The 24,221-nt window shown below is 43.5% G+C and carries 26 protein-coding genes and 1 pseudogene; 24 read left to right on the plus strand and 3 right to left on the minus strand.

What is annotated here, in order from left to right:
- Positions 1–102: 102 nt before the first annotated feature.
- Together ABLA76_RS13335 and lexA are read left to right on the plus strand one after the other, a co-directional pair.
- The gene (locus ABLA76_RS13335; RefSeq protein WP_285809226.1) at positions 103–474 is read left to right on the plus strand and encodes a diacylglycerol kinase; all 372 of its coding nucleotides are present in this window, start codon (positions 103–105) and stop codon (positions 472–474) included.
- Between the two features lie 119 nt (positions 475–593).
- Complete coding sequence (lexA, locus tag ABLA76_RS13340; protein WP_348988288.1) at positions 594–1,211, plus strand: transcriptional repressor LexA; 618 nt, start codon at positions 594–596, stop codon at positions 1,209–1,211.
- 148 nt (positions 1,212–1,359) lie between these two features.
- Here the strand turns inward: lexA and zur are convergent, their stop codons facing one another.
- Positions 1,360–1,872, minus strand: coding sequence for a zinc uptake transcriptional repressor Zur (gene zur / locus ABLA76_RS13345; protein ID WP_348988289.1), 513 nt, complete (start codon positions 1,870–1,872; stop codon positions 1,360–1,362).
- Positions 1,873–2,338: 466 nt separating this feature from the next.
- Here zur and ABLA76_RS13350 point away from each other — a divergent pair, with 466 nt between their 5' ends.
- From ABLA76_RS13350 to dusA, 4 genes and pseudogenes are all read left to right on the plus strand, one after another.
- Positions 2,339–2,860, plus strand: a complete 522-nt coding sequence (locus ABLA76_RS13350) for a hypothetical protein (RefSeq protein ID WP_348988290.1) — start codon at positions 2,339–2,341, stop codon at positions 2,858–2,860.
- A gap of 15 nt (positions 2,861–2,875) precedes the next feature.
- Positions 2,876–3,490, plus strand: a pseudogene (locus ABLA76_RS13355) (DUF1266 domain-containing protein); the annotation flags it as partial.
- Between the two features lie 72 nt (positions 3,491–3,562).
- Positions 3,563–4,576 (plus strand): hypothetical protein, encoded by a 1,014-nt coding sequence (locus ABLA76_RS13360; RefSeq protein WP_348988291.1) that lies wholly within the window; start codon positions 3,563–3,565, stop codon positions 4,574–4,576.
- A 188-nt stretch (positions 4,577–4,764) separates the two neighbouring features.
- Entirely contained in the window at positions 4,765–5,739 is a 975-nt protein-coding gene (dusA, locus tag ABLA76_RS13365; RefSeq protein ID WP_348988292.1) for a tRNA dihydrouridine(20/20a) synthase DusA, read from the plus strand.
- Positions 5,740–5,764: 25 nt separating this feature from the next.
- Here the strand turns inward: dusA and ABLA76_RS13370 are convergent, their stop codons facing one another.
- Positions 5,765–6,748 (minus strand): quinone oxidoreductase, encoded by a 984-nt coding sequence (locus ABLA76_RS13370; RefSeq protein ID WP_348988293.1) that lies wholly within the window; start codon positions 6,746–6,748, stop codon positions 5,765–5,767.
- A 269-nt stretch (positions 6,749–7,017) separates the two neighbouring features.
- Here ABLA76_RS13370 and ABLA76_RS13375 point away from each other — a divergent pair, with 269 nt between their 5' ends.
- Together ABLA76_RS13375 and ABLA76_RS13380 are read left to right on the plus strand one after the other, a co-directional pair.
- Positions 7,018–8,235: an integrase arm-type DNA-binding domain-containing protein gene (locus tag ABLA76_RS13375; RefSeq protein ID WP_348988294.1), complete on the plus strand. Its 1,218-nt coding sequence runs from the start codon at positions 7,018–7,020 to the stop codon at positions 8,233–8,235.
- Between the two features lie 122 nt (positions 8,236–8,357).
- Positions 8,358–8,642 carry an AlpA family phage regulatory protein gene (locus ABLA76_RS13380; protein WP_348988295.1) on the plus strand — a complete coding sequence of 95 codons (285 nt, stop codon included), beginning with the start codon at positions 8,358–8,360 and terminating at the stop codon, positions 8,640–8,642.
- 118 nt (positions 8,643–8,760) lie between these two features.
- On the opposite strand, the gene ABLA76_RS13385 is transcribed toward ABLA76_RS13380, so the two are convergent.
- Positions 8,761–8,946 (minus strand): YlcI/YnfO family protein, encoded by a 186-nt coding sequence (locus tag ABLA76_RS13385; protein WP_348988296.1) that lies wholly within the window; start codon positions 8,944–8,946, stop codon positions 8,761–8,763.
- A 315-nt stretch (positions 8,947–9,261) separates the two neighbouring features.
- Here ABLA76_RS13385 and ABLA76_RS13390 point away from each other — a divergent pair, with 315 nt between their 5' ends.
- From ABLA76_RS13390 to dnaB, 16 genes are all read left to right on the plus strand, one after another.
- Complete coding sequence (locus ABLA76_RS13390; RefSeq protein ID WP_348988297.1) at positions 9,262–9,672, plus strand: hypothetical protein; 411 nt, start codon at positions 9,262–9,264, stop codon at positions 9,670–9,672.
- Between the two features lie 2 nt (positions 9,673–9,674).
- Positions 9,675–12,077 (plus strand): primase-like DNA-binding domain-containing protein, encoded by a 2,403-nt coding sequence (locus ABLA76_RS13395; protein ID WP_348988298.1) that lies wholly within the window; start codon positions 9,675–9,677, stop codon positions 12,075–12,077.
- A gap of 545 nt (positions 12,078–12,622) precedes the next feature.
- Positions 12,623–13,588, plus strand: coding sequence for a hypothetical protein (locus tag ABLA76_RS13400; RefSeq protein ID WP_348988299.1), 966 nt, complete (start codon positions 12,623–12,625; stop codon positions 13,586–13,588).
- Positions 13,585–13,980 (plus strand): DUF1240 domain-containing protein, encoded by a 396-nt coding sequence (locus ABLA76_RS13405; RefSeq protein ID WP_254851503.1) that lies wholly within the window; start codon positions 13,585–13,587, stop codon positions 13,978–13,980. Before ABLA76_RS13400 ends, ABLA76_RS13405 begins: the two co-directional genes overlap by 4 nt.
- A gap of 126 nt (positions 13,981–14,106) precedes the next feature.
- Complete coding sequence (locus tag ABLA76_RS13410; protein WP_348988300.1) at positions 14,107–15,261, plus strand: phage major capsid protein; 1,155 nt, start codon at positions 14,107–14,109, stop codon at positions 15,259–15,261.
- 43 nt (positions 15,262–15,304) lie between these two features.
- Positions 15,305–15,847, plus strand: a complete 543-nt coding sequence (locus ABLA76_RS13415; protein ID WP_348988301.1) for an HK97 family phage prohead protease — start codon at positions 15,305–15,307, stop codon at positions 15,845–15,847.
- Positions 15,848–15,849: 2 nt separating this feature from the next.
- The gene (locus tag ABLA76_RS13420; protein ID WP_348988302.1) at positions 15,850–17,073 is read left to right on the plus strand and encodes a phage portal protein; all 1,224 of its coding nucleotides are present in this window, start codon (positions 15,850–15,852) and stop codon (positions 17,071–17,073) included.
- A complete protein-coding gene (locus tag ABLA76_RS13425; protein ID WP_348988303.1) occupies positions 17,070–17,393 on the plus strand; it encodes a phage head closure protein in 324 nt (107 codons plus the stop codon). The genes ABLA76_RS13420 and ABLA76_RS13425 overlap by 4 nt, the downstream gene beginning before the upstream one ends.
- The gene (locus ABLA76_RS13430) at positions 17,386–17,682 is read left to right on the plus strand and encodes a head-tail connector protein (protein ID WP_348988304.1); all 297 of its coding nucleotides are present in this window, start codon (positions 17,386–17,388) and stop codon (positions 17,680–17,682) included. Before ABLA76_RS13425 ends, ABLA76_RS13430 begins: the two co-directional genes overlap by 8 nt.
- A complete protein-coding gene (locus ABLA76_RS13435; protein WP_348988305.1) occupies positions 17,682–18,119 on the plus strand; it encodes an HNH endonuclease in 438 nt (145 codons plus the stop codon). Before ABLA76_RS13430 ends, ABLA76_RS13435 begins: the two co-directional genes overlap by 1 nt.
- Positions 18,112–18,264: a hypothetical protein gene (locus ABLA76_RS13440; protein WP_348988306.1), complete on the plus strand. Its 153-nt coding sequence runs from the start codon at positions 18,112–18,114 to the stop codon at positions 18,262–18,264. Before ABLA76_RS13435 ends, ABLA76_RS13440 begins: the two co-directional genes overlap by 8 nt.
- 130 nt (positions 18,265–18,394) lie before the next feature.
- Positions 18,395–18,754, plus strand: a complete 360-nt coding sequence (locus ABLA76_RS13445; protein ID WP_047961890.1) for a phage terminase small subunit P27 family — start codon at positions 18,395–18,397, stop codon at positions 18,752–18,754.
- An 11-nt stretch (positions 18,755–18,765) separates the two neighbouring features.
- Positions 18,766–20,427: a terminase large subunit gene (locus tag ABLA76_RS13450; protein ID WP_348988307.1), complete on the plus strand. Its 1,662-nt coding sequence runs from the start codon at positions 18,766–18,768 to the stop codon at positions 20,425–20,427.
- 278 nt (positions 20,428–20,705) lie between these two features.
- Positions 20,706–21,638 (plus strand): hypothetical protein, encoded by a 933-nt coding sequence (locus tag ABLA76_RS13455; RefSeq protein WP_348988308.1) that lies wholly within the window; start codon positions 20,706–20,708, stop codon positions 21,636–21,638.
- A 446-nt stretch (positions 21,639–22,084) separates the two neighbouring features.
- A complete protein-coding gene (locus ABLA76_RS13460; RefSeq protein ID WP_047961888.1) occupies positions 22,085–22,345 on the plus strand; it encodes a helix-turn-helix transcriptional regulator in 261 nt (86 codons plus the stop codon).
- Between the two features lie 426 nt (positions 22,346–22,771).
- On the plus strand, positions 22,772–24,181 hold the full coding sequence (gene dnaB, locus ABLA76_RS13465) for a replicative DNA helicase (RefSeq protein WP_047771251.1): 1,410 nt from the start codon (positions 22,772–22,774) through the stop codon (positions 24,179–24,181).
- The last annotated feature ends 40 nt before the right edge of the window (positions 24,182–24,221 follow it).

Consider the following 24,221-nt stretch of genomic DNA (forward strand, 5'->3'; position numbering starts at 1 on the left):
GGATACCAGAAACGGGTTTTGAGATCTGTGGAAAATAAGACAATAATAAGAGCTAAAAGTTATATAACCATACAATTAATAAGTTCATTAAAGAAAATTTTTATGGCAAATCAATCAACAGGTTTGAATCGCATCATTAAAGCGGCTGGGTATTCGGCGAAAGGAATCAAGGCAGCATGGCAAAATGAAGCGGCATTTCGGCAGGAAACAATGGCCGCCATACTTGCGATCATCATTGCATTTTCTATAGATTTTGGCTTACTTGAAAGACTTCTTCTGATTGGCGCTGTTATGCTGGTGGTCATTGTCGAAATCCTCAATAGTGCCATAGAGTCAGTCGTGGATCGCATCGGTAGTGAATATCATGAATTATCGGGTCGAGCGAAAGATATGGGGTCTGCGGCGGTATTGCTCAGTATACTTTTGGCGCTGTTTATTTGGGGAATGATCTTTTGGTCGCATTTTATGCGTTGAGGTAGCGTGTTTTTTCAGCAAACTATGTTAGTTCGCTGCTTTTACATGTTGACCGGTTCCCAATTCGGCTTTACCTGTATATACTCACAGTTTGACTGTATAAACAAACAGGGGGCGAAATGAAAGCATTAACTGCCAGACAGCAGCAAGTCTACGACTTGGTGCGTGACCATATTTCGCAAACGGGTATGCCACCAACACGTGCTGAAATTGCAGCGCGGCTTGGTTTTCGTTCACCTAACGCAGCAGAAGAGCATTTAAGGGCTTTGGCGCGTAAAGGGGTGATAGAGATTATCTCTGGTGCATCCAGAGGTATCCGTTTGCTTCTTGAAGAGGAAGATGGAGGAGCAGGATTGCCGCTGATCGGTCGTGTTGCTGCTGGAGAACCACTGCTGGCTCAGGAACACATCGAAAGTCACTATAAGGTTGATCCTGAATTATTCAAACCAAGTGCTGATTTTCTGTTACGTGTCAGAGGGATGTCCATGAAAGACATTGGGATTATGGACGGAGATTTACTGGCTGTGCATAAAACACAAGATGTTCATAATGGGCAAGTCATTGTGGCGCGCATTGAAGATGAAGTTACAGTAAAACGCTTCAAACAAACAGGAAACAAAATTGAACTGATTGCTGAGAATCCAGAATTTAAACCCATTGTTGTTGATTTGAGCGAGCAGAATTTCACTATTGAAGGATTGGCAGTCGGCGTTATTCGTAGCGGGGACTGGTTCTGATTGTAAAGGCGGATAATTGCAGTTTGCCATTCTGGGGCGGTCATTTTCCCAGTGTCCGTTAAACTTAAGTTTAACGGACACTGGGAAAATATATGATTATATTAGTTATGACCGCCTCATAGCTCAATTTGTCTTCAAGTGTCTTTTATTATTTCTTTTTATTTTCTTCAACCGAATGATTGTGCTGGCATATATCACGCTCTGTACAGGATTCAATCTCATGGCAGGAAGAACACATGCCATGCACTTCTATCACGCTATTTCGCAAGTGAAATCCCGTACCTTGTGCTAGCTGTTGGATAGCTGATTCAATATCCTTTGCATCCTTTTCGGTTACTGAACCACAAAATTCACAGATAAACATTGCCGAAGTATGGCAAGGCTCTTCAAAATGATGGCAAAGCACATAGCTATTTGTAGATTCTATTTTGTGAATAAAACCTTGTTCCAGCAGAAACTCCAACCCACGATAAACTGTTGGAGGCTTGGCTTGTGGCTCGACTTCACGCAATAAATCCAGCAAATCATAGGCACTTATCGCGCTAGGTTGTTCAGTGATTAAGCGAAGAATTTCAAGGCGTTGAGGTGTTAAACGAACCCCTCTTGACCGACAGATTGTTTCAGCCTGTGCCAGTAACTTTTTTTGATTGATAGTTTTCATTACACCTCTCACCCCGACACGATGCTAATGACTTTAATATTATCATGTTTTTTAACCTGAGAGTGGGATCTCTATGATGTTCAATTCTCGTCTGATGTGTAACATACCGGTGAAGAAGAGTGGCTCACTTGTCATGATGAGATACTTGAAAATAAAGTTAATCCGTGAATAAGAACAATAAAATGGGCTGAAAAACGGAGAAAATAAAGCTGAAAATATTGGATAATATCCAGGTGCTTAAGTTAATTTATCCGGCCAATTATATTGGGAATTAAAATTATATGTTTTTTAAATATGTCATTCTTCATAATTAACACTGAAAATAGTATTCTCCATTACTAATATTAGAGATGGTTTATAATGATATATAATATAAGGCTGTTTATTCTAATGGTTTCACTTAAGAAAGAAAAAATTCCAACATTAAAAAATTATAAATACATCTTACTTAATTAATGGATTAAAAATGAAAGAATTATTGCAAAACCACCCGAATAATAGAAGATTTCCTGTTAATGGTTTTAGGATAATCAAAAATATCCTCAAGGAAAGAAAGGGATTGGCATTTCTCAAGCCTGTTCAGGTAGTTGGCTTTAGTGTTCTTTGGATTGCAACACTTTTGTTAGGGGGATTATCGATCGGAATAACGATACTGATCCTTGATGCTAATAACGTACCTTCAAAGGGATACATACTTTGGGCTAGTTTGATTGGCTTGAGCTTACTTGGTATCTATTTCTCCACTTATAGTTTACAACGCATCAAAAATCTCCCTATTACTGAACAGAAACGTTATTACTTACAGGCAAAGTATTCTGTTTTGCCGGAAGAAAAACGTCAGGCATTGCGTTTGCATATCGTTAGTTGTTATTACAATGGTTTTTGGACAGAAACATTAGAACATTACCCTTTAAAAAGCCGTGTTTCTCGTGATAATTACCAATACCGTATCTTGCCCTTATCTGATGCAGAGCCTCACCAATCTTAAGTCTATACAGATTGGGGAATACTTGATGAAAAAGACTATTGGAAAGTTTTGCATGATTTATGGGCGGGAATGCACTCAGAGCGTTTTGCGGTTGATGCGGTTTTTACCGATGGAGAAATGTTTAAGGTACTTGGCAGTTTAATTGAAGAGCCAGAGGAATATGTACAGCAATGTTCTCGCTCAATTAATGGACGCCCGCCCGCTTTACTTTGGGGATTTGATCTCTGGCGAGCTATTGTTTTGAACCGAAATTGTTTTGCTGCGGGCTATATTAGTGAAGAAACAGCGTGGAAAAATATACTAAAAACAGCCGATTATGTTTATGAAATCTTTGGCAGCTTTGATGAATTCCATACGAATTATCGGTTAGGTAATGCCTATTGGCATCGGGATTTTGACACAGTGGAAGGGCGCTTGAAAGCGTTTTGGTTTTACAAGGAACACTGTGACTGGCCGATGGCTCAGTTACCCTGGCCAAACCCGAAAGGTATATTTATGGAACAATATATGAAAGATGGTTTTGCTGATGCGGTCAATTCCATATTGCGCGATCAACAAATGGAAGATTCATTTGACGACGAAGTAATGGATGAGGAGTATAACCATACCGAAATTCGTGTATTGCATTAACAGCCTGTAGGGATAGGTATGTATACTCTATGGCACAAAGGAACAACGACAAAAAATACTACAAGTACAAACATGGCAATATATGAATTAACACAGGATTCGTTAACAGAAGTTGAAATGACTTCATTTGAGGCAGAGAAGCTGAAGGAACGACAAGACATCCAGCGTCTTTTAAGATCGCAAATTGGAGCTATTAGTCCAGATACATTAGTGATTGCAGAAGAATATAGTCATTTTGTTGGCTCTAAGCGAAGCCTCGATTTACTTGGTATCGATAAGTCTGCCAATCTCGTCGTCATAGAGCTTAAGCGAGATGAAGATGGTGGTCATATGGAACTTCAGGCGATTCGGTACGCAGCTATGGTTTCGAATTTAACGTGGGAGCAAGCTGTTAGTGCCTACAGGGAATTTTTGAATCAAACGGGACAGCATATTGATGCTGAAAGTTCGCTGTTGGATTTTCTAACCTGGGACTTTCCACAACATAATGATTTTGCTAAAGAAACACGTATCGTTTTAGCTGCTTTTGGTTTTTCTAAAGAGATTACGACATCGGTTTTATGGATGAATGATAGAGGGATGGATATAACTTGTGTTCGTCTTCAACCTTTTCGAGTGAATGAAAAACTTTTATTGAATGTTGAGCAAATTATTCCTCTTCCCGAAGCGGTAGATTACCAGATAGAGGTACGCCATAAAAATCGGGAAAAGAGAGTTGTTAGCAATGAAAAAGATCACTCATCACTTAATCTGTATGTTAATGGAATTCTTTACCAGCAAGGTTTCCGTAAGTCAGATATTGGTTTTTATACAGTTAAGGCACTTGAGGATCATAAATTAATTGATGAGTCTGGTTTTCACTATCTCCGAAATAATAAAACTTGTTCGTTTCAGTTGCTGAAAAAATATGAAGAAATTAAAGGAACTGAAGACAAATACAAAAAGTATCGTACTCAGTTAGAGCCTGAGTTTGCTTATCAAGGTGGGGAGTATTACATCGCTAGAAATTGGAGTCTTTCTAGTACAAATCGATTTATTGATGAAATTCAAGAGAAATTCTCGTCATTACATTTTGAATGGAACTAATTCAAGCATTCATTTTTGGTTGCGTTTGAAGCGATCCTTTTTGCTTTGTATAATCGCCCGTCGTGGATAATTTGGGGGAGTTTGTGCTCCCCTTAATATCTCCTAATGGCTGAATAAGCCGAAATAAACCAGAATATAAAGTGGCGATATCGGCGCTATCTTTTTGATTTTTAAACGAGGTTTGTGATATGCACCCATCATCCCGCTTTTCCGTTGCACCCATGTTGGACTGGACTGATCGCCATTGCCGTTACTTTCATCGTTTATTGAGTAAGGAAGCCCTGCTTTACACGGAAATGGTTACAACGGGGGCGATTATTCATGGCAAAGGGGATTATCTGACCTATAACGAGCAAGAGCATCCATTGGCACTGCAATTGGGAGGTAGTGATCCTCAGGCATTGGCGCAGTGTGCCAGGATCGCGCAGGAAAGAGGTTACGATGAAATCAATCTGAATGTGGGTTGCCCTTCTGATCGTGTGCAGAATGGCCGCTTTGGTGCTTGCCTGATGGGAGAAGCAGCGCTGGTAGCTGATTGTATTAAGGCAATGCAGGATGTCGTGGATATTCCTGTTACCGTTAAAACTCGCATCGGAATTGATGAACAGGATAGCTACGAGTTTTTGTGTGATTTTATTGATATTGTTGTGAAAAATAGCAATTGCGATAATTTTATTATCCATGCACGTAAAGCGTGGCTGTCGGGTTTAAGCCCGAAAGAAAACCGTGAAATTCCACCTTTGGATTACCCGCGAGTCTATCAATTAAAACGGGATTTCCCCCAACTGACGTTTTCAATTAATGGCGGTATTAAATCGTTGGAAGAGGCCAGGCAGCATTTGCAGTATATGGATGGCGTGATGGTTGGACGAGAAGCCTACCAAAATCCATCCATTCTGGCACATGTGGATCGTGAGTTGTTTGACCAAACAGTTCCAGTAACTAATACGGTTGAGGTGGTTAAGGCGCTTTATCCTTATATTGAACAAGAGCTATCCAAAGGCACTTATTTAGGGCATATCACCCGCCATATTTTAGGCATTTTCCAAGGGATCCCAGGGGCACGTCAGTGGCGTCGTTATTTAAGTGAAAACGCCCATAAGCCGGGCGCTGATATTATGGTTGTTGAAAAAGCGTTGGAAATGGTGACAGAGCGGATGTAAATCCACTCAGGTGTTTTGCCTGAAATCATGGGATCAATAAGCTGGAGCCGTGGGTTGCACGGCTTTCCAGTGTCTGGTGTGCTCTTACCGCTTCGCTCAGTGGAAATTTCTGGTTTTCTGGTACATCCACATTGATCTTGCCACTGGCAATTAAAGCAAATAATGTCTTGCTGGCTTCTGCTAACTCTTCGCGGGTGGTGATATAGCCATTAATAGAAGGGCGGGTGAGAAACAGTGAACCTTTCTGGGTGAGGATACCCAAATTCACTCCGGTGACGGGACCTGAAGCGTTACCAAAACTAACCATCAACCCTTGTCGTTTTAGGCAATCCAGTGAATCCAGCCATGTCTCTTTGCCAACAGAATCGTATACAACACCCACTTTTTCCCTGCCAGTAATAGCCAGGACGCGTTCAACAATATTTTCGCGCCGATAATTGATGGTTTGCCATGCTCCTGCTGCTTTGGCGAGTACCGCTTTTTCGTCTGAACCTACTGTGCCAATCAATTTCGCACCCAGTGCTTTTGCCCATTGGCAGGCAATTAAACCAACACCGCCGGCGGCGGCATGAAATAAAGTGGTTTCTCCTGCTTGGAGCTTATGTGTCAGGTTGAACAGATAGTAAACAGTCAAACCTTTTAAAAATGACGCAGCCGCTTGTTCAAATGAGATCTCATCCGGCAACAGCGCTAATTTGCTTTCAGGAACGTTGTGTATTTCACTGTAAGCCCCTAAGGCTGACTGGGCATAAACCACACGATCACCGACTTTAATTGATGTCACATTGGTGCCAACTTTAGTGACAATGCCAGCGGCTTCCGTTCCCAGGCCGCAGGGCAGGCAGGCTGGTGGATATAAACCACTGCGTATGTAGGTATCGATATAATTAATACCGATAGCTTTGTTTTCGACTTGTACTTCATCGGGAGCAAGATCAGCAGGTGTAAATTCACAATATCGGAGTACTTCTGGGCCGCCAGTGGCGGATAATTCGATGTGTTTTGCCATGGTAACTCTCTCATTATGTTAGAAATATTGGGAACAGACTCGCATGTTTGCAATGAAATAGCTGCAAATAGCGCGTTAATGTATCTGAAATCATTACAGACTATATATATTTACTTTGTGTTTTGAAGGTTGTCCATCATTATTATTTTTATATAAAAATCAAATAATTAATAATTTATTCACCTGTATATTGTTTCAGTGTTTATTGACGTTTATTCATTTTTACAGCACAATATGTATAAACATTTGTATAAATACTTTGGGTGATCATGGCTACCGAACTAAACAAGCTCAGTGACAAAAAACTCAAAACCCTACACGGAAAAGAAAGGGACAATATTGAATTTTTTGCCGATGGTGCTGGACTGAGTGCCAAAGCATCTAAAGTTGGTGGTATTAGTTGGGTTTTTACCTATCGGCTTGATGGCAAGAAGTTAAACCGCCTTACCATTGGGCGTTATCCTGATATGCCACTCAAACAAGCTCGTGAAACGCGGGATAAATGCCGTAACTGGTTGGCATCCGGTAAAGATCCCAAGCTCCAATTTAACTTAGTGATGCAGGAATCATTAAAACCAGTCACTGTAAAAGACGCTATCGAATATTGGATAGAGCACTACGGCAGAGAAAATCGAGTCAATATTGATACCCTCATTCTTCAATTAGAAAAACATATTTATCCTTATATTGGTGAAATGGCATTATCTGACTGCGAAACAATATATTGGCTGCAATGCTTTGATAGGATGAAAAAGAAAGCTCCGGTAGCTGCTGGCTCTGTATTTCAATTGTGCAAGCAAGCTCTAAAATTTTGCCGGGTAAGAAGGTATGCAGTTAGCCATGTATTGGATGATTTAACCATTCAGGATGTTGGAAAAAAACAAAATAAAGGCCATCGATATTTAGAAGATAATGAGCTTGGTCAATTATGGGAATCCATAAATACAGATATTTACCTACCTTATTATAATAATTTATTGAAAATTTTGGTTGTCTTTGGTTGTCGGACGCGAGAGGTCAGGTTATCGAAATGCTCAGAATGGAATTTTAATTCCATGTTATGGACTGTCCCAAAAGAAAATAGCAAGACAGGTGAGAAAATTATTCGTCCAATACCGGAATATATGAAACCATTTTTAGTTAATATTATTCACCAAAACCATAAAAGTGGTTATCTATTAGGTGAAGTTAAAAAACTTGAAGCTGTAGCCCAATATGGCAGAAAAATATGGAAAAAATTAGAGCATGGCGAGGAATGGTCTTTGCATGATTTAAGAAGAACGTTTGCAACTAAAATGAATGACATGGGTATAGCACCACATGTAGTTGAGCAACTGTTAGGCCATGCTTTGCCGGGCATCATGGCGATATACAACAAGAGTCAATACCTACCAGAGAAGCTAGACGCTTTAAACACGTGGTGTGAAAGACTGGATATATTGGCGGGTAATTATGAGAATGTAGTTATATTAAAGGCAGCTCAGTAATGGGCATTGATTTGATGATAAATAGAGAAATTGTAATATATACACAACAAAGTTGATTTCTTCTGTAATGATTTCTTTTAAGTAAAATACCCTCACAAAAACAATTAAACAGTGAGGGTAACATGACCATTCAATATAGCACTCCTACACCTGAAGAACGCCGCTCAATTCTTTCTGAGTATGGCGAACCCTATGATCGTCTTATTCGTGAAAAGGAACGCCAGCATATTACCTCTATTTCCAGAACATCAGCATGGAAACTGGAAAATGAAGGTCGTTTTCCTGCCCGCAAGCCATTAGGCCGCAATTCTTGTGCTTGGTTGCTCAGTGACCTGCTGCATTGGGTACGTAATCCGCCTACAGTAGAAAACGTAAATAACCCGTATAGCCGTAAATCTACTAATTAAATAATAACGTTATGGAAAAATTAACTGCCTTAATTGGTAACGGTCAGACTTATTCAAAAAACGGCTTAGTTTTAAAGTATAGAAGCGAAAGACAACCCTCTTCCAGAGGGTTCAATGATTATTCTTGCTCAGATAATATTTTGGCTTTGCGCTGGCGGCGTTTGATCTCACCTGACATAGCCGAAACTATGAATTGTGCGGTACTTTCACCCTCTTCTTTAAGTTTTTCCATTGAGTCAACAAGTTCGTGCGGTACACGGGCTTCTAATTTTTTTGATTTTGCATTTACTGCTTTCGTTGCCATATCTGTATCCATTAGTCGTTGGTGGCTGACAGTATACATAAAAAAATTTCAGGAAAAAGAATTGACGTGGCTGACACTTAAAAATAACATAGTGGCTGACACCTTGAGTTATTCAAGATATAAAAACAGCAACGCCCCGAAGTGCGCTAACACTGTCGAGGCGTCTGACCAAACCGTTAATAGAGGTAACGATTATGGCTGACGCACAGTCTAACCAAACTCGCCTAAAATTTACATTCCTAATTGCATCCGGCACTCAGCGGCGGCGGGCTGATATGTCCTCTCTGATCTTCGTATCTCATCAGGGGGCATACCATGAGTAAGAAGCCTATTTCATTAAAACAGGCGTTGCACCGTGCGGGACTGGGAATTTCACTTTTCACGTTTATCACCAAAAAAGCCAAAGATGAACGCTGCGAAATCAACTTAAATAACCTGATTGCACTGGCGCACGGCATTCATCAGGAGGTTCACCGCGACTTGCTGAAACACGTTCCACAGAACCCGGTGAATAAATTAGTTAATTGCATTGTACGCCGGGAAAGAGATCCATTAGGGCAATCCTCGTTTCGTGCAGGTTTATGTACCTCTTTATATGAAATCATTCTTGAGCAGGCCAACCAACACTGTTCAGAAGAGTTACACGATTTACTTTCTCTGGCCTGTGATATCAATCATGAGGTTTATCACGCGCTTTATGCGGCGGTTAATGGCGAGGATGAGTGATCATGAGTCAGGGAAATAATAACTCCAAAAGCCGCCCGATTGACCTAATCCGAGCGGTTAAGCAATCCTCCACCAGTCACTGGCAAAATCTGTTGCTAGCTTGTGGCATCGACGTTCCAGCAAAGGGTAAGCATGGTGCTTGCCCGATATGCGGCGGTACTGATCGTTTTCACTTTATCGATGATAACCATAATGGCGACTGGCATTGTCGCCAGTGTGATGAGCCAAACCACGGTGACGGTTTAGATTTGGTGGCGAGAAGCAAAGGGATCACGGTTTATGCTGCGGCGAAATTAGTTGCGGATGTACTGGTAATGCCTTTGCCCGAACCTAATCCTGTGAAAGAACAACTAAAAACGACAAAACCGATTGCTGAACGTATTGCGGCACTGGTTGCCAGCACTGTTACGGGTGAATCTCACTATCTGACTAAAAAGGGGCTGAAATGCCCCAATCAGCGGCTATTGAAAGATGGTTCGTTATTGCTGGTCACTCAGACACTCGACGGCACAATCACGGGCGCTCAGACCATCAAGCCGAACGGTGAAAAACGCCTTGTTGCCGGGACGCGGAAAAAGGGGAGTTTTATCCCCTTATCACCCATAACCGGAACACCGGACACTTTCATCATTACCGAAGGTTACGCCACCGCTTTAACGGTCAGTCAGTTACACAAAGGTGTCGTACTGGCGGCCATTGATGAAAGCAACTTATCCATTGTTGCCGGGCTGGTGAGAGAACGGTGGCCAAACGCCAGAATCATCCTTGCCGCAGATAATGACTGGCACGAACCGGAAGAACGCGACAAAAACGGCAGGCTAAAAAAGAACATTGGCAAAGTGGCGGCGGAAAAAACCGCTATAGCGATTAATTGCTGGGTAACGCTACCGCCAACGGCATTGAAAGCCGATTGGGACGATTATCGCCAGCATCATGGCATTGAGGCAGCAAAGCAGGCATTCAGCAATGGGTTATATCAAATAGGGGAGAAAAAACTTATGGAAACAGAAGCGGTGGTGATCCACGAAGTGAAACCCAAAAAGTCCAATAACAATCTGGCGCAAATGGCAGCCAGTCAGCGCGGGGCATTGTTGGTTGAACGCTATAGTAAGGTGGCGGTGAACCCTGATAGCGAAATGGTTTATCACTATAACGGTACGACATGGGAAACCGTGTCGGATAATGCGCTGCGCCGGGCAATGGTGGCAATTTTCGACCAGCACGAAACGCCTTACAGCCCGAACGGGATCAATAACGCTATCTGTGCCATGAAATTACAGGTGCCGGTTATCGGCGAACAGCGGCAGGATTTAATCGGCTTTCGTAATGGTGTGTATGATTTATCGACACAACAATTTACCCCACATCAGCCGGAGCACTGGTTAATCAATCATAACGGTATTGCATTCACCCCGCCTGCTGTCGGCGAAAATCTGCCTGATCATGCTCCTGACTTTTACCGCTGGCTATCCCATGCGGCGGGGAGCAATGAGCACAAAATGAATCGTATCAAAGCTGCCTTGTTTATGATTCTGGCAAACCGTTATGACTGGCAGCTATTTATTGAAGTGACGGGCGAAGGTGGCAGCGGTAAAAGCATCTTTACCTATATTGCGACCTTATTAGCGGGGGAGCACAATACCGCCAGTGGCAACATGCGAGCGCTGGACGAAGCCAGAGGCCGCTATCAATTCGTTGGGAAAAGCCTGATTACGTTGCCCGATCAGGTTAAATATGTCGGTGAAGGCGCAGGCATTAAGGCGGTAACAGGCGGCGATTTGATTGAGGTAGACGGGAAATATGAGAAACAGTTCTCAACCGTGATTAAGGCTGTCGTACTGGCGACCAATAACGAGCCGATGAGCTTTACTGAACGCAACGGCGGCATTGCACGGCGGCGGGTAATATTCCCGTTTAATATTCCGGTTAAAGAGTCAGAGAAAGATCCACACTTGCCGGAGAAAATCAGCCGGGAACTGCCTGTGATTATTCGCCATTTGTTAACGGAATTTGCCGACCAGAACAAGGCTAAAAAACTGCTACAGGCACAACGCGACTCTAACGAAGCGTTAACGGTAAAAAGCAATTCAGATCCGTTATATCGTTTTTGTGATTATCTAATACCTGTAGCCGATACTGTCGGGATGAAAATGGGTAATAAGAACATCAGCCCACGCGCACCGAGGCTGTATTTGTATCACGCTTACCTCTCTTTTATGGAAGCACACGGCTTTGAACGCCCGCTTACACTGACCAAGTTCGGCGAATCACTGCCTAAAATTATGCTGGAATACAAAAAGGAGTATCGGAAAGTGCGAACCAATAAAGGTTACGCTTATCACGTTGAATTATCCGAAGACGCGGAAGAGTGGCTACCCTCTGTACCTGAGCTACGGAACAATTAAGCCTACTGTATAAAACTTTTAGGTTTAGGTCTGCATTCCATGCACTATTTTAAATATCCATTTGTATTTAAAGGAAAATAATAGGTGTATAGTTATTTTTTAGCTATACACTCACTATACATTCTCTTCATTCATATAAAAAATGAGTGAACAGGTGATACAGTGAATGAATATCGTATAAATTATCATAAAGCCAGATGTAGCAAGGCTTTCAGGGGATTGTGCAGAGGGTGCATAACTGAGAGTGCGAAAAAGATTTTTAGGGGGTATCTCTGGCAGGTAAATAAAAGCCGGAGGAATCTAAGAAGATAAATTTAGTGCATCAATTTGTTTTTTTATTAGGGTACTATCTGAAATTTAAATTAGGTAATTATCTGATTTTATTTAAGAAGAGAGATTAATCACAATTTTGCTGGTGATCTTTTATTCATGCTGGAATAGATAAGCATTGCTGTTATAACCTGCTTAATTGATGCTACATCGGAAATCTTGACACAAGTCAATCAATTATTAATTTGATATTGAGTGCTACGGAGAATTGAGGAATGACACATAAGAAATATAATCCCACTTGGGATGGCTATATGGGGGATGTTTTAAGGGGGAATGTGGGAATTAATCAGCTAAAGCCTCAACATGAATTTTTTGATGCTATTGGTCTAGAAAAAGTATTGAGGGATAATACCCAGTATCACTTTGTTCTCACATTATCAGAAGCTCAAAGCATTATTGGGGATATCAGTCCCCGCCGTCCACAAAGTCCAAATCATGGAGAAGCATTTGCAAGAGGTATGAACGAAACACACCTAAGTTATGAAGAAGCATTTGCAAGAGGTATGGACGCAGGAAACAAGAAAAAAAATCCTATGGCGCGTGTATTTTCTGTCACTGATCCCATATCTACCTACGCAGGAAATATCTATGATTCACGTGGATTCCATGATGTTGTTCGAGAATTTAAGAGCTTAGGCATTAAAGCGGCAGAACATGTAGGAAAAAATGGGGAAAGGTATATTCACATATCAGGGCATGCAGGTCTTCGGAATCGTATCATGGGGACACGATATCGTGCCCAAAATCCCCAAATGCTTGGAATGGGAATTGGGCAGCAGGGTCTTAATGCAAGCGTTGTTCAAGGAGTTAGATTCTCCATCATTTTTTCTATTGGATATCGAGTAATAGAAAGTATTTTTAAGGATGAATATACGCTAGCCGATTTTCTTGGAAATGTAACCATGGATATGGCTAAAACTGCTATTATTGCTGCTTCCTCCTGGGTTGTAGGATCACTTTTAACTGCCACTGCATTTTTAGGTGGAAGTATTATTGCCGTTGCTCTGATAGTTTTAGCTGTTGGAGTTCTAGCGGCTTATATTTTAGATACTCTTGATAAGCAATATGGGATAAGTGAAAAATTAATAGCACTTTTGAAAGAAGAAATGAAAAGAAAACCAAGAACACCGGAAGCGGATTTACAGCATTTTTTTAATGAATTAGGAAGGTTTAGGTGAATAGTAAATACTTCCAAGCATTAGGTGTGCTAATATTATTATTGTTAGTAATATTTACGGTTATTTTCGTTATTGGCGATGCTGTTTCATTAATATTAATGAAAGATGAAATAACATTTTCTGCCACTGTTGTTATTGGTGTCATGACTTCACCTCTATTATTTTACGCGTTATTATGCTCTATTTTTTTCTTTATTTTTAATAGGCAACCTAAATTTAATAAAGTGATTGTTAACTTTATGGTTTGGTTGGCAATTTTATCATTCATCATCAGCTTACCTGTCTCTTTTTATGTTAGCTATAAGTTAAAAAATGATGGTTATCTGACATGTGATAAAATATCGTGGATGTCACCAACAACATATGTGAAAGATTTATCACTGTGTAATTGAAAACTTTTGTAAATATTCTGTCCTCATGTTTTCGCAAGTTTAGCCTCTGAATGTCAGGGGCTTTTTTATTGTTTATCATAATGTTAAATAGTATTTAAAGCATATAAAAACCAACCACAAAACATCATGAAAAAACTACTCGAATTACGCCAGCAGAAAGCCGATTTAACCCAGCAAATGCGCTCACTGCTGACCAACGCAGAAAACGAAAAACGCTCACTTAATGCCGATGAAGCGAAACAGTTCGACGAATTGCGCAATCAATCCAATACACTCAATACGGAAATTGCCCGTTATGAGGCGCTGTCTGATGAAGAACGCAATCAAGCCAAAAACCAGCCAGCCAGTGACAAACTCAGTAATGACGAACTGCGCAATTACATTCTGACCGGAGAAACACGCTCGCTGTCTACCGGCGTGCCCTCAGGCGGTGGCTATACCGTTATCCCGGAACTGAATACGCAGATCATGCAGCAACTGACTGATGAGTCGGTCATGCGCCAAATCTGTACGATTAAGACCACTCGCAGCAACGAGTATAAGCAGCTTGTTCCGGTTGGTGGCGCAGCGGTAGCCCACGGGGAAGAAGGTACGGCACGCGGTGAGACTGCCACGCCGAAGATGGAAGAAGTCAGCATCAAACTGTTTCCGATCTACGCTTACCCCAAGACTACCCAAGAGATTATCGATTTTAGCGATGTGGATATCTTGAGTTGGTTGACTTCCGAGATTGCCGATACGTTCGTGGATACCGAAGAAACGGATCTTGTGAGCGGTGATGGCAGCAAAAAAGCCAAAGGCTTCCTGTCCTATCCCCGTGATACCCAAGCCGACAAGGTACGCGCATTTGGTACACTGCAAAAGCTGGAAGCAGCCAAACTTGAGGCCGATAGCCTGATTGACCTGAAATTCTTGCTTAAGAACAAATACCGTAAGAACGCGGTTTGGGTGATGAACTCCACAACCGCCGCTCAGGTGCAGAAGCTGAAAAACGGCAACGGCGATTATATCTGGCGCGAACGTCTACAAGCCGGTGATCCCGATATGTTGCTGGGTTTGCCTGTTCATTACCTCGAATTTATGCCGGATAACATCATCGGTCTGGGCTACTTCAAGCGCGGTTACTTCATCGTTGACCATAAAACCGGCACCCGCACCCGTCCTGACAATATCACCGAACCGGGATTTTATAAGGTACATACCGATAAATATTTGGGCGGTGGGCTGGTGGACTCCAACGCCATCAAGGTACTGGAAATCAAAGACACGAAAGCGGGTTAACGATAAGGGGCGCGATGCCCCTTTATAGTCTTGGAGTCTATCGATGAAGAATGATTTTGAAATCCGCACTGCTTCACTTTCTGCCAGTGATAAGAAACTAACCGGTTACGTGGTCAAGTGGAGTAGTCGATCACATTTGCTATGGGATGAGTTTGTAGAACAGTTCGCCCCGAATGCCTTTAGTACCAGTTTAGCGATGAATGCAGATATCAGGGCGCTTTATGAGCATGATCACATGAACCTGTTAGGCCGTACCACCTCCGGCACATTGCAATTGAATGAGGATGCCACCGGATTACGCTTCGAGTTAACCCCGCCTGATACCCAATTGGGGCGTGATGTGCTGACATTGGTTGAGCGTGGTGATATCTCAGGAATGAGCTTCGGATTTAGGGCACTAAAAGACCTGTGGGATGTTGGTCAGGAGCCTTATATCAGGACGGTATTAGAAGCGGAATTGCGGGAAATCACGATCACCAGTATGCCAGCCTACCCTGAGAGTGGCGTGGAGATCGCCAAACGTTCGCTGAATGCAGTTAAGCCCTGCAATTTGCGCCACTACTGGCTGCAACTGTCCGAGGTGTAACCATGTGGCCGTTTAAGCGTAAAGTCCCAGAAACCCGAAGTATGACCATTGATGAGTTTCTTTCTCTGGCAGGCGTACCTAACACCAAATCGGGCGAGCACGTTTCACCCTCGACAGCCGAAGGTTTACCCGCTGTGATGAATGCCGTCACGGTGATTAGTGAAGCGGTGGCAACCATGCCCTGTTACCTTTATCGGGTACAGCACCGGAACGGGAAAGAGTCCCGCGAGTGGTTAAGCGATCACCCGGTTGATTATTTGCTCAATGAGTGCCCGAACGACTGTCAGACACCGTTTCAGTTTAAGCGAACGCTGATGCGCCATTGTTTACTGAATGGTAATGCCTATGCGGTGATTGTCTGGGGCAAAGACGGACAGCCACAATCGTTACACCCTTACCCACCGTCAGCAGTTGTCCCGCAACGGTTATCCGATCACCGTTTCGCCTATACCATCACTGAACCTTATAGCGGCAAGGTCAAAACCTACCTGCAAGAAGAAGTCTTACATTTACGCTATGCCACCGAAGATGGCTTTCTGGGGCGTTCCCCTGTCACCATTTGCCGTGAAACGCTGGGCTTAGGGCTGGCACAACAACGCCACGGTGCAAGCATTATGAAAGACGGCATGATGGCGGCAGGGGTGATTAAATCCGCTGACTGGCTGGATGGCACCAAAGGCGCTAAGGCACTGGAAGCCCTCGAACGTTACAAGGGCGCTCGCAATGCCGGCAAAACGCCCATTCTTGAAGGCGGGATGGAATACCAGCAATTGGGGATGAGCAACCAAGATGCCGAATGGTTGTCGTCTCGTCGCTTCACTATTGACGATATCGCCCGGATGTTTAATGTCAGTCCGATCTTTCTGCAAGAGTATTCGAACAGCACCTACAGTAACTTTAGTGAAGCATCACGCGCTTTTCTGACTATCACCATGCGCCCGTGGCTTGCCAACTTTGAGCAACAAATTAAATCCGCCTTGCTGATGGCTTCACCGAAAAAGGGCATTCGCTACCAAGTTGAATTTGATACCGCCGATTTGCTGCGTGCCAATCCGAAAGAACGCTTCCAGAGTTATGAGACGGCGATTAAGTCCGGTGTGATGTGCCCGAATGAAGCCCGGGAACGCGAGGGATTATCACCCCGTGAAGGGGGTGATGAATTCAGTCAGGCATGGAAGCAGACGGTAGAAGTGAAGAAGCCGAATGAGCCGGAGGGAAAAGAATGAGAGCAGGCGCACTAAGACACCAGATCACCATTCAGGGCACCCGCAGCCGCCAGACAGATTCGGGCGGTATTGTGAAGGAACGTTATACGGTTGCTACCGTCTGGGCGGAAGTGAAATTTATCAGTGGCCGCGAGTTGGTGGCCTCCAAAGCGGTGTTGTCTGAAAGCATTGCCCGTTTCTGGATACGTTACCGACCTGATATCAGTACCACGATGGAAATTGTCTTTAAGGGCAAAACTTACGCGATTCAGGCCGTGATGCCGGATAACAAGTTAACCCTGTTAGAGTTGCTTTGTAAGGAGGGCGTGAAACGTGGCTGATATTTCACTGAATGAAATCAAACAGCATTGCCGGATAGATGAAGGCAATACGCTTGAAGATGAACTGCTCAAGGGCTATGCCGAGGCTGCATTGGAAGTCTGCCAGCAACATATCGGTAAGCGATTTGAAGAGGGCTTGGTATTTAGCCCTGCGATCAAAGTGGGTTGCTTACTCTATATCGGCTTGCTGTATGAAAATCGGGCAATGGTGGCAGATAAGGAACTTAAAGAAATACCGTTCACCATTAAATCACTGTGGTCTGTCTATCGTGATGTGGGGATCTACTGATGCCGTGGCAACCCTTGAAACGTTGTACCTATCCCGGCTGTAAGCAACGGGTAAAGTCGGGTCGCTGTACAGAGCACCAGCGAGAAGCTAACCGACAACAAACTAAGCAGCGCGGCACACGTACCGAGCGAGGCTATAGCAATCAATGGGGTAAGTACAGGCTGATGTATCTCAAAGCTAATCCCTTATGTGTCCACTGTCTCAAGCAGAACAGTTATACCCCTGCCACCATCGTTGATCACATCATACCGATACAGGGTGACAGTGATGTGTTGTTCTGGCCTGACTTCAATCATCAAGCCCTGTGTCATGGCTGCCATAACCGTAAGACCGTGCAGACAGACCCGGCAACCAAACAGCGGCGTAAGAATGGTGAGTGTCGGGAACGGGAAGCAGAGGCGGCAAAGCGCAATGACTGGATGTATCAGCATGAATAATCAAGAGATAAACCAGCTCGTTAAAGGGCTGCTAAAGCACAGTGAACCCTATCGACAGCCGAAGCAGATTGCGCCTGAAAAGCACAGAGAGCAACGCAATAGCCAACGTGAACGGGAGCTAATGGAATGTTTCAGGAATCGTTAGACGAGATTATAGAAGTGGGTGGGGGTATTGAGAATAACAAGCCCTCACCTAAAAAGAACCGCCGCCTCCTCAAATTTTTATGCACGGTACTTTTTTCAATAGCAGTAATCTTCATAGGAAACAATATATTATGGCAAGAGCACCCAAACCCCCTGAGTATTTAAATGATATCGCCGCGCAGCAATGGAAATCGAAAGCCAAAATCCTTAACGAACGTGACGACCTCAGCCCGGCTGACTGGAACAACCTAGAACTGTATTGCGTCAACTATGCGATTTACCGTAAAGCCGTGGCCGATATTGAAGTGCGCGGGTTCGCGGTGGAAGGTTCACGCGGCGCGGCAACCAGTAACCCGTCATTGAAAGCGAAAGCGGATGCCGAAAAAATCATGATAAAAATGTCGTCACTGCTGGGCTTTGATCCGGTATCCCGCCGCCGAAATCCGGTAGAAAGCGACGAGCCTGATGATTTAGACGCACTGATTGCCTGATGAGACAGCCTATGAACGCATGGGAGCAGTACGCTTTTGATGTCGAAAATGGCACTATTCCAGCCTGTAAGCGTCTGAAACAGGCCGTGAAACGCTACTATAACGACCGGAATAACCCGCTTTATACGTTCGATACCGAAGTGGTAGAGCGTTTTATTAGCTTTTCCCGCCTCTGTCCCCACGTCAAAGGCCACTTGCGCGGTAAGCCCATCATGCTTGAGCCGTGGCAGCAATTCGCCTTTGCCAATCTGTTCGGCTTCAAGGTCAAAGCAACCGGACGCAGAAAATATCGCAGCGCCTATATTCAGGTGCCACGAAAAAATGCCAAATCTACGGTTGCCGCGATGCTGGCGAACTGGTTCCTGGTCATGGAACAGGGACAGCAGGATATTTACACCGCCGCCGTGAGCCGGGATCAGGCGCGTATTGTGTTTGATGATGCCCGCCAGATGTGCCTGTTATCCAAACCCCTTAAGAAACGGGTCGCTATCCAGCAACATAAAGTGACTTATGCAAAGAGTAACAGCCTGCTAAAGCCGCTGGCAGCCAAAGCCTCAACGATTGAAGGAACCAACCCCAGTCTGGCTATTGTCGATGAGTACCATTTACACCCGGATAATGCCGTTTACTCTGCCCTTGAGCTGGGGATGGGCGCCCGTCCCGAAGGCATTCTGTTTGCCATTACCACAGCGGGCAGTAACGTGATATCGGCCTGTAAACAGCACTATGATTATTGTTGCCAGATACTGGCAGGCGAAGAGCAAAATGAATCCCTGTTTGCCCTGATTTACGAACTGGACGACGAGAACGAGATTGATGATGAATCACGTTGGATTAAGGCCAATCCGAATCTTGATGTATCGGTAGACAGTACTTCATTGCATGACACGATACAAAAAGCGCGGGGCATTCCCTCACAATGGACAGAGATGTTAACCAAACGCTTTAATATCTGGTGCCAGGGCGAAACGCCGTGGATGGGCGAAGGTGCATGGAAAGCCTGCCAGACAGATTATGATGAAAATGATCTAAAAGGCTTGGAGTGTTACGCTGGTCTGGATTTATCTTCCACAGGCGATATCACCAGTATTTGCTACACGTTTCCGGTGGATAACGAACTGTTATTACTCACCCGTCATTACTTACCCGAAGCCCAGCTACAGAATCCGGCCAATAAGAATCGGGCAATCTATCGACAATGGGCGCAAATGGGCTGGTTACGCACCACCACAGGCGATTGTATTGATTATGACCGTATTCGTGATGATATTCTCAAAGACAGTCAGCAATTTGATATCAAACTGGTGGGCTTCGACACATGGAACGCCACACATCTACGCACTCAGTTACAGGGCGCAGGCTTAGATGTTGAGCCATTCCCGCAAACCTACATGCGCTTTAGCCCGGTGGCAAAATCGGCTGAGGTGTTCGTGAATCGCAAGGTCATTCGTCACAACGGCGATCCGGTTCTCGCATGGGCGATAGCCAATGTGGTGATGGAAACGGACGCAAACGCCAATATCAAGCCAAACAAGAAGAAATCCGCGAATAAGATAGATCCGGCAATTGCGTTTTTGATGAGTTTTGGCACATGGCAGGTGGAGCATGAAGATTTTGCGTTTAACTTAAGTGATGAACAACAGCAGCGGTTGAATAGCTTTGATGGGATTTAAGTAACCAATTAATTTTATTATTATAGAGATGAATGTAGAGAGATCAAATTACTCGAATATTAAAGTATTATTATTATGCGTCCCCTTTATTTATTAAAAGCGGAGTTACAGCACCTTCAACAAACAGCCACTTTATGAATCAAAGCGAGAGTGAAACATAATCAATTGAAATAATTTGGTTTCAGTGTGACTTTGAGTGGGGTGTGTATAAAGTTACTTTCCACTGTTTATAGTGTGGTTTTTAACTTTGATTAAGTTATCAGGAGGGATGAACTGACATGAATTACGAACAATTTCGGAAACAGAAGGACATTGATCTTCGCTTATTGTCCCTTCTCGGTATATTGAAACAAGAACACAGGATTATCCAGTTAGACAACTATCCAGATTATGATTTATCAAGCTATGAAGGATTTAATGAAAAACCATACTTCTTCCGTGACACTTGGAGTTTTGCTAATGATTATTCAGCAATTATCAATATCGTGGTAAAGAATGTTAAAGTGTTCCACTTTGATGACATTAAGCGGCTGTCGTCCGAGTACAAAGTTCCATTCAGATATAATGAGCGATTTGACATCGTTCTAAATCGAATTAGAAAAATGAACCCAGAGCTTATGTGGTGGGAGGGGATTGAACCAGACTTTGATGGGTTCAAGCTGAGTGAGGTTAAGATCGGGCGTGTTGATCAATTTCAAAAAATCGTTGAATTCTTTGGTGGGTATACGGGAGCTTCTGACTCAATAGAACCGATGGACTGGGATATAGTCATTGAATGTTCATTCAATGGATTTGTATCTGGGGAGCACTACGGAAAATTCTACGCCGATTTGATTGCTGAAAGCTATGCCCTGCGAGACGCTGGAAACTATAAACTGTCATACTTTATTGCTTTTACGACGCTTGAGAACTACATAAATGAACGTCTCGGAACGCACGACAAAGAAGGTCGTTTAAAGGATAAGCTATCTGAACTCTTTAAAGTACAGTTTGGATCTTTAGTGAAGCACCAAGTATATTCATCAGTTGTAGGAGAGTTTAGCACGTGGGAGTATATGCGAAACGCCATTGCCCACGGAAAGGAGAGAATTGAAGTTGCTAGAAAGCACGTTGACGAGTTAATGGTATTTATCTTGACTTTGTTGTCTTCCATTGAACAGCACCAAGCATCATTTGATGGATTGTATATACAACTTCCCAGTAATCAGTAGGGATGATGTAGCCTAACAACGTGATGGCTAAAAATTGCGCCTTCGTTGAGCACCTTTTGGTTATCAGTTATGGCGAGCTTATCACTGCCTGTCAGGTTTAGTTTTACTCTGCTTTTAAAAGCTACCAGATTAATTGGTGGTTAATTCAACTTAATATATCTAATGACATATAACGCAAAAAGTTAAGCGTTTATACTGATTCGCTTATTGAACCAGATAAACCAATCAGTTAAAGTAGCCCCGCCATTGGCAAAATCCAATGGTCAAGGTTTTGCAGCCTTGAATGTATCCCACTGGTAGGAAATTTCTACCAGTGTGTCTGCTATCGCCTTTTCAATGGCGGTTCAGACAGGGGAGGCTTCGGCCTCACCGGTTGGATACATCCGGTCTGCAAACCCTGTCTGGATCGCCACCATCAATATTAATTAATGGAAGGGGTAGCAGGAATGAATAACAACATCAGAAATGATTGGCATCAAGCCGACATTATTGCTGCATTGCGTAAGCGTGGTACAACCTTAGCGGCTGTCTCCCGTGAAGCGGGACTCAGTTCATCTACACTGGCAAATACTCTTAGCCGTCCGTGGCCTAAAGGTGAGTGGATTATTGCCAACTATCTCGAAATACATCCCTCTGAAATATGGCCTAGTCGATATTTTGATATGGACGGTCAGCTTATTGAGCGTAAGGTTCGAGACAAATCATAAAAATAGTCAGTTCTCACTTGCAAATCACCGGGAAGATAGCCGTAACGGGGTATCTTCTCACTGGCAGTAACATTCTCTCCTGTCACCTCGATAGCTCCCGCCGAAGTGCGTTGCAATCTCTCACAAGGCCAGAACTCTTAGTTTATTGCTCCAGTTTTATTGATCACAAATTCACTCTCATTCTTTCTTTTCTTTTGCATTGTTTTTATCTTATGCTTTGTTTATAGATTTGTTCAGTGTTCTATGTATAAATAATTATATAAATAAACAAGAACAAACTCGTTAAAAAATGAGGTTTATTTATTCAATATCAATTGGTTAAGTTTTAATTATGAATATAGACTATATATAATTACTCAAGGCTGTTTTCATGGCGTATACTGATACCCTATTTCGTTTTTTATTTAGTGGATTGATGCGGTATACATGGCTGGAAAAAAACCAACTAACAACAGTATGGCTGAACCAAAAGATCGCCAAGTGGAAGGGCTGAAACTTCCACCACACTCTTTGGAGGCAGAGCAATCCGTGTTAGGCGGTTTGATGCTGGATAATGAACGTTGGGATAATGTATCCGAACGGGTTAGCTGCAATGACTTTTTTAGCCGACCACACAGACGTATTTTCGCTGAAATGCAGCGTTTGCTCGAAACGGGCAAACCTATCGACCTGATCACATTATCGGAATCTCTTGAACAGAATGGCGAACTCGATAATGTCGGAGGGTTTGCCTATCTTGCTGAATTGTCGAAAAACACCCCGAGTGCGGCGAATATCAATGCCTATGCTGATATTGTCCGCGAACGTGCGGTAGTACGCGATATGATCGCGGTCGCCAATGAAATTGCCGATGCGGGATACGATCCACAAGGGCGAACCAGCGAAGAACTGTTGGATTTGGCTGAATCACGAGTATTCCAGATCGCAGAAAATCGGGCAAATAAAGACGAGGGTCCGAAAGGTATTGAACAGATCCTGGAAGAGACCGTTGAACGAATTGAACAGCTCTATCAGCGCCCGCATGATGGCGTAACTGGCGTTTCTACCGGCTATCAAGATCTGGATAAGAAAACCGCAGGATTGCAAAAATCAGATTTAGTTATCGTAGCGGCGCGTCCTTCAATGGGTAAAACGACTTTTGCGATGAACCTGTGTGAAAACGCAGCTATGATGCAGGATAAGCCTGTTTTGATTTTCAGCCTTGAGATGCCCGGCAACCAGATCATGATGCGTATGCTGGCATCCCTGTCCCGCGTAGATCAAACACGTATTCGTACCGGTCAACTTGATGATGAGGATTGGGCACGCATTTCCAGTACGATGGGAATTTTGCTGGAAAAACGCAATATGTATATCGATGATTCATCCGGTTTGACGCCAACAGAAGTGCGTTCCCGTGCACGACGAATTTTCCGCGAACACGGTGGACTCAGTTTGATTATGATCGACTACCTGCAATTGATGCGAGTCCCTTCTTTATCCGACAACCGAACACTGGAAATTGCGGAAATATCCCGCTCACTGAAAGCGCTGGCAAAAGAACTTCAGGTGCCGGTTGTTGCACTCTCCCAGCTTAACCGTGGCTTGGAACAGCGAGCTGATAAACGTCCGGTTAACTCCGATCTGCGTGAATCAGGCTCTATCGAACAGGATGCTGACTTGATCATGTTTATTTATCGTGACGAAGTTTATCACGACAACAGTGAACTGAAAGGTGTGGCTGAAATCATCATTGGTAAACAGCGTAACGGCCCTATCGGTGCAGTAAGGCTGACGTTTAATGGTCAATGGTCACGATTCGATAATTATGCCGGGCCAAGTTACAGCGACGAATAAACCTAAGGGCCTATCACACATGTTCAAATGACTTCAATAA

Origin of the sequence: Xenorhabdus sp. SGI240, assembly GCF_040081915.1 — a bacterium.
Lineage (GTDB): Bacteria > Pseudomonadota > Gammaproteobacteria > Enterobacterales > Enterobacteriaceae > Xenorhabdus > Xenorhabdus bakwenae.